Origin of the sequence: Sulfitobacter sp. 1A13368, from assembly GCF_043557275.1 — a bacterium.
Taxonomy (GTDB): domain Bacteria; phylum Pseudomonadota; class Alphaproteobacteria; order Rhodobacterales; family Rhodobacteraceae; genus Sulfitobacter; species Sulfitobacter faviae.
Genome location: NZ_JBIFFR010000013.1, coordinates 1 through 4,653 on the forward strand (window position 1 = coordinate 1; position 4,653 = coordinate 4,653).

3 protein-coding genes are annotated in these 4,653 nt (G+C 58.0%); all 3 read left to right on the forward strand.

What is annotated here, in order from left to right; genetic code table 11:
• Window positions 1-903 precede the first annotated feature (903 nt).
• The 3 genes from ACGYK4_RS17195 (at window position 904) to ACGYK4_RS17205 (ending at window position 4,217) form a co-directional block, all read left to right on the forward strand.
• Window positions 904-2,889, forward strand: coding sequence for a multicopper oxidase domain-containing protein (locus ACGYK4_RS17195; RefSeq protein ID WP_009827245.1), 1,986 nt, complete (start codon window positions 904-906; stop codon window positions 2,887-2,889).
• Between the two features lie 26 nt (window positions 2,890-2,915).
• On the forward strand, window positions 2,916-3,635 hold the full coding sequence (locus ACGYK4_RS17200; protein WP_065335300.1) for a copper resistance protein B: 720 nt from the start codon (window positions 2,916-2,918) through the stop codon (window positions 3,633-3,635).
• 84 nt (window positions 3,636-3,719) lie between these two features.
• Entirely contained in the window at window positions 3,720-4,217 is a 498-nt protein-coding gene (locus ACGYK4_RS17205) for a plastocyanin/azurin family copper-binding protein (protein ID WP_009827247.1), read from the forward strand.
• Window positions 4,218-4,653 lie beyond the last annotated feature (436 nt).

Here is a 4,653-nt window from a genome sequence, read left to right on the forward strand (position 1 = left end):
TCCGCTACCATCGGCTCGAAGCATTCGAGGCGTGGAAATCCGCGGCACAGGCCGCTTGATCAACGAACAGCTTGCCAACTTGCAAATTCGGCGAGTTAACGTGACAACACCCTGTGGAGTTCTACGGCTTGGTATGAGTTCCGTCCCAAACACTTGCATTTAGCGGATATTCCGAATGAACTGGCTTACAAGGGCGAAGCTTGGAAAGGCTGTAGCCTCAGAGCGCACAGCGAGAGTTTTTGCAATCCGCTGCATTAATAAATCTCAGAAAAACACAAGCATGTCTGATTGGCACACGATCTCGCTTTCTGACGCTGCACGCAGGTTATTTCAGGGATGTATTGCTGCAGCGAGTAAAGTCCTCCGAACCAGGTCCGCGATAGCCTCTATCAACGTCTGATCGCTATCTCCAGATGAGTTGTTGATCAATTCTTGGATGAGCCTGTCTTTCGCCGATCATCTCTGGAAACCGGGCATAGCAAGCGAAAGATGATCTACATCAAGCGCGTTCGCGAACCTTCGGGCAACTGCGTAGGCGCCCCTTCGCCCTTCCCGAACTAAAGCAAATCACATCAGCAACCACCCACCCTACCGACGGTCAGCACACCCTAACCCCATATGTAACCATATGTATTCTTGATCCTTTGCAGGCGTTCCGGCGATAAAACCTCCAGTTCCACGGAGGGCACGTGAATCATGGATCCGACAAATTCAGAACTCGAAACAGGCCCCGCGCTGACCCTCGCAAGTTGCAAGGCAGAACCGCGCGTAAACGCCCCCCGGCACGTGCCGTGTTCGAAGCGAACTGTGCCGAGCCGGGTGCGACTGACCTCCAAAACGCCGTCGAACCCTTGAGCACGCGCGCTGCGGCACCTTTCAGACAGACTAATACAAGGAAAACGAATGCAATTCTTCAATAGAAAGCAGCTGGCCCTCTGGGATACGGCGCTCAGTACCTCTGAAGAGCTGGCGAAGGGGTTGTCGCGGCGTCAGTTCGGCTTGGCTGCGGCTGCGGCTTTTGCGATGCCCAAAGCGTTGAGCGCGCATGGCTCCACGCAGGTGACCTCTCAGGGAACCTACAATATCACAGTCGACCCGGTGCGCATCAACACGGGCGATTTTCAGAAGATGGGCGTGGGCTACAACCGCAGCCAGATTCCGACGATCCTGCGCTTCAAGGAAGGTGAGGAGGTTACGATAAACGTGACCAACAACCTCAGCGAAAGCACCTCGATCCACTGGCATGGACTTATCGTGCCCTTCCGTCAGGACGGCGTTCCGGGGATCAGCTTCAACGGCATCGCCCCCGGTCAGACCTTTACCTATCGCTTCCCGATCCAGCAGGCCGGGACCTATTGGTTCCACAGCCATTCAGGCCTTCAGGAGCCGGATGGCGCCTACGGTGCGATCGTGATCGAGCCGCGCGGCAGGGAACGCATACCAGCGCACCGCGACTATGTCGTTCAGCTGGCCGACAAACATCCCCATCCGGGCAACCGCATCTTGCGGAACCTCAAGATGCAGTCCGACTACTACAACCGTTCGCAGCGCACTTTTCAGGACCTGATCCGGGACGCCCGCATGGACGGTCTCAAGGCGACGCTGAAAGAGCGCCGCATGTGGGGGCGCATGCGCATGCTGCCGAGCGACGTCGAAGACGTGCAGGGATTTACCTCGCTGATCAACGGTCGCAGCACGTCGCAAAACTGGACCGGTTTGTTCCGGCCCGGTGAGAAGGTCCGCCTTCGGATCATCAACTCCTCCGCGATGACCTACTTCGACATGCGGATACCGGGACTGAAAATGGTCGTCGTGCAGGCTGACGGCAACGATGTGGAGCCTGTCGCCGTGGATGAACTGCGGGTCGCGGTTGCCGAGACCTATGATGTCATCGTCCAGCCTACGCAGAACAAGGTCTATAGCATTATTGCGGAATCCATGGGCCGCAACGGGCTTGTTCGGGGCACCCTGTCACCCAGAGAGGGCTATGCCGGTGCCGTGCCCCGTCTCAGACCCAAGCCCTTGCTCACCATGGCCGACATGAGCGGCATGATGGGCGGTATGGGTATGGATATGGGCATGGGTATGGGCGACCACGTCATGCAGAACATGACCGGAATGAACCACACCGACATGACAGGCATGGACCATTCAAACATGCAATCCAGCCAGCAGCCCCCGATGCCTGCGATGACCCCGTCAGAGGAAAAGCCGAAGAAAAAGACTTCGATGGCTGGGATGGACCATACGCAGATGCAAAAGCCTGCGATGGACGGCATGGACCACACGCAGATGCAGCAGAAGAAAAAGGCACCGATGTCAGGCATGAACCATGCCCAGATGCAGAAGCCCGCAATGGACGGTATGAGCGGCATGGACAGTATGAGCGGAATGGCAATGTCTGATGGCGGCGATCCGTTCTATGTCCCGGGCAGCGGACTGACGCCTGTCGCGTACAACGGCGGCAAGTTCCTGTCCTACGCAGACCTGCGCGCCGCCAGCCCTCGTTACCGTCACCGCGCACCCTCACGCACCATCGTGTTGCGGCTGACCGGTAACATGGAGCGCTACATCTGGTCGATCAACGACGTGAAATACGACGATGCCGCCCCGATCACGCTCCGATACGGCGAGCGGGTGCGCATGCGGTTCATCAACGAAACGATGATGTCGCATCCGATGCACCTGCACGGGATGTGGTCGATCATCGATGCCGGTCACGGTCCGCGCAATCCCATCAAGCACACCGTGAACATCAATCCCGCCGCCACGACGGACATCGAAGTCGAGGCCGACGCCCCCGGTCAATGGGCGTTCCACTGTCACCTCAGCTACCACGCGCGGGCGGGAATGTTCCGCAAGGTCGTGGTCAAGGGACGCGCGGCTTGAGCCGGGAAATACAAAGGACGAACGTAATGAAATACAGTCAACTCGCCGGACTGGCCGGCCTCATCCTTCCTTGGGCCTCGCTCGTGCAGGCTCAGCCCGTCAAACAAACCGAACAGCTGATCTGGGGCGTGCAGGCGGAACAGTTGGAAATTCGCGCACTGGATGACGAAGAGGTCCTTGTCTGGGATTTCGACGCCCTCATCGGCACGGATGAGCTCAAGCTGGTGTGGCGCAGCGAAGCTGAATACGGTCTTTCGTCCGATGAGTTCGAAAGCCTCGAAAACCAGCTACGTCTCCGGTTTCCAATCTCGACCTTCTTTAACGGCGTGGTCGGAGCCTATGCCAGCACACCCGAGGGCGTTCCGGAACGCTACGCGGCTGTCGTGGGGGTAAAAGGGCTCGCGCCGCAGTGGTTCGAGATCGACGCCGATCTCTACCTCTCCGACTATTCGTTCTTCAGTTTCGAGGCGGAATACGAACTGCTCCTTACCAACCGTCTGATCCTGACCCCGAACATCGAGATCGATATGCCGCTGAAGGATGACATCGCCCGGGGGCGGGGTGCGGGTGGCGCAGTCATGGAGATCGGTGCGCGGCTGAGTTACGACCTCATCGACCGTGCGGTCTCACCATATATCGGCGTCAACTACGAGACCTCGTTCGGCGACACGCGGGACATCACCCGCGCGGCCGGTGGGGATACAGATGAGTTCTCGGTCGTGATCGGTACACGCCTTCAATTCTGAGATTTGTTCCTGCGGGAGCAATCCGGAGGGCTGATGAGTCCTCCGGCCAATACCTGAACCCAAAAGCAACCAAGGACTAAACAGATGAAACATCTACTGCTGACAATCGCACTGGCTTCCTCCTTTGCGGCACCGGGGTTTGCCGGCGAAGCGGCTCACGGAAACAAGTCCGGCGACACCCATGGAGAAATGAAGATCGGCATGCCCGGCGATGCCGCTGCGGTGGACCGCACGGTCGAGATCGACATGGTCGAAACAGACGACGGCGAAATGCTGTTCAAGGGCGGCGATCTGGATTTCAAAGAAGGCGAGACCGTCCGTTTCGTCGTCCGCAACGAGGGCGAGTTGGACCATGAGTTCATTCTCGACTCGCAAAAGAAGAACGCCGCGCACAAGAACGAAATGGCGGATATGAGCGGTATGAATATGGGTCATAATGAGCCCAACCGCATCCGGCTCGCGCCCGGCGAAGATGCCGAAATCATCTGGACATTTGCAAATAACGGCACGTTCGAAGCTGCTTGCCTGATCCCCGGTCATTACGAATCCGGCATGTTCCGCGAAGTCTCCGTTACTCACTAAACGGTCAGTGCGGATCGCGAGCACCGCCTTGCGATAACGTTAATACCAGAACGGGCGTACACCGCGCCCGTTCTTTCCCCCGTTGGGCGCCCGTCTGCGACGATGGTGTACCGCGCCAGCGGCGGTAGTACCCAGATCCGACGTTTGCAGCAACGCCAGATCGAAGCTGAAAGCCGGGGCCTGACGAAGGCCGAACGCAGAACCCGTGAAAGAAAAGGGACATTGAAGGGCACGAACTCGGCCGTCTCGACAACCGAAGGGCTGCGCCCGATCGATACGGGTGATACATCGCGCCCATTGTTCAAGGTGGAGAGATGGTGAATTGAGGTGTTGTCACGTTAACTCGCCGAATTTGCAAGTGGCAAGCTGTTCGTTGATCAAGCGGCCTGTGCCGCGGATTTCCACGCCTCGAATGCTTCGAGCCGATGGTAGCGGA